1 protein-coding gene is annotated in these 2,114 nt (G+C 49.7%); it reads left to right on the top strand.

Going from position 1 to position 2,114, the window contains the following annotated elements:
* Positions 1 to 211 precede the first annotated feature (211 nt).
* Positions 212 to 2,114: hypothetical protein (locus KBS54_07550; GenBank protein MBQ0055974.1), on the top strand; the 1,903-nt coding region annotated here is incomplete at its 3' end.

Genomic DNA, 2,114 nt, shown 5'->3' with positions numbered 1-2,114 from the left:
GACACTGGATTCTGCGCTGCACTTCGTGCCCGCAGAAAGACTAATAAAAAGGCAGAAAGACAAGATAGTAATTGTTTTTCATGGTAATTGTATTTTATAGTAATTGGTTTTTTGGGTCATTGGTTTTAATATTGCACAACCTCATATAAGTGCAATTTTACAAATAAATAAAGCTACAACACAAAAATTTCTCTAAAAGGAGAGGATAAGAATGTTAAGAACAAAACTCAGAAAGACAGCGGCAATACTGATGCTCGTGTCGTTTGTCTTCAGCACGGCATCCCCCGCGCTGGCGGGAACTGGCTTGGTGATTGAGAACACTGATCCTACTACACCCCAACGTGTCACAGCAGAAAACGTCGGTGAGGGTTCTGCGGCAATAGGGTACCACCCGCAAGCCGTCGGCGATTATTCCATGGCATTGGGCGTTGGTGTGGTCTCCGTAGGTGCCTATTCCATGGCGATGGGCGCATTTACAAAAACCTCCGCTGATTTGCAGGCAGTGACAAACTGGCTGAAAAACCACAGGAATGATACCATTGAACATGAAGTCAACATCTTTGTTAAATACATGGTTGATGAAAAGGGTCATAGTGAACTTGAAGGCAAGTCGCCGTATGAAGTTCTCAGTGGTGACTGGACCTTTTCCCCTGAGGAGGAAGAAGAGTTTAAGACTCTCAAGGGGAAAGTAGTTATGATGGCAGAAGAAGAGAAGCTTGTTAGTGCCTACAGCACGTCGATGGGTTTCTACACGACCGCAGGAGGCGATTATTCCACAGCGACAGGCAGGTTTACGGCCGCCAGCGGAACTGCTTCTTTTGCAGGAGGCACCAACAGCAGGGCATACAGCGACAACTCCTTTGCGTTTGGCAACAGCGCTGTTGCCGGAGGTAAACGCGGCGGTGACAACGCAATCGCGTTCGGTTCTCTGACATCTGCTGTTGTGAACCAATATTACGGCGCCAAGGTACAGTCGATTCTCAGAAAAGAAGTTCCCGCAGAGGTTTTTGAGACGTTCTATCATGATGTATTGAACAGACTGGAGAATGCGGGAGTAATACAAGCGGAGAAGGCTGCTGATATACTGCTGGGAGCGTCGTCACCTGAAGAAGCAACACAGATCCTGAATGATTTTCTTGACGGATTGAAAGAACCCGGACTTGATGCAGTAGCAGTATTGCAAAATATTGTTGAAGGTCCCTCCGGCACTACCGCAAGCGGCGAAAACGCCATAGCAATAGGCAACTCGTCAACACTTCAGGGTACGCTTGCCTCAGGCGACAATTCGGCGGTATTCGGCAATGACGCGAAAGCAACGGCTGTAAACGCGCTTGCTCTCGGTACGAACGCCAACGCCTCTCACGCGGACGGAGTCGCGATAGGAGCAAATTCTGAAACCAAAGCAGTGTCAGCAGGCGATGCGGTAACGAAAGCGGTGATAAACGGCAAAACCTATACCTATACAACGACAACGGCAGAAAGCGTGGTATCCGTTGGCAAAGCCGGAGCTGAACGCCAAATAGTCAACGTTGCAAACGGAGCGGTAAACGCGACGTCAACCGACGCCGTCAACGGCAGCCAGCTGTATCAGACGCAGCAGTCCGTAGATGACCTTGGAACAGTAGTAGGCGTACAGGTTGACGGTACAACGCTCAAGTCAAAGATTGCCAACACCTACGGCAACGCAAAAGCAGCCAAAAGCGAAATATCTGCCGCGATAGACTCTCTTGACGCGGCGATAGGCAGCAGAAACACGGGTATAACAAGCACGAACTACCTCGCGGCAAACAAAACGGTTGTGGAAAGCCTCAGCAGTCTTGACAAAGCCATGGGCAAAACAGCGGCGAAAGGCAGTTACATAAACGCAAGCGATGCTTCCAACACGCTTGCTTCAAACATAGGACTGCTTGACACGGCTCTTGCGAAAGGCTACACGCTTGCGGCAGACAGTGACGCAACCGGCAAAGACACCGCGCTCAATAAAAAGATAACGGTAGCGGGAAGCGAAACGAGCGTAACCGGCAAAAAGAACATCACGACATCAATCACGCAGAGTGATGGCAATGCGACGCTCACGGTAGCGCTCGGCGAAACCGTTGACGTAAAAGACGTGA

This window comes from Candidatus Equadaptatus faecalis (genome assembly GCA_018065065.1).
In the GTDB taxonomy this organism is placed as follows: Bacteria; Synergistota; Synergistia; order Synergistales; family Synergistaceae; genus Equadaptatus; species Equadaptatus faecalis.
This window is presented reverse-complemented; position numbering and strand designations above follow the sequence as displayed.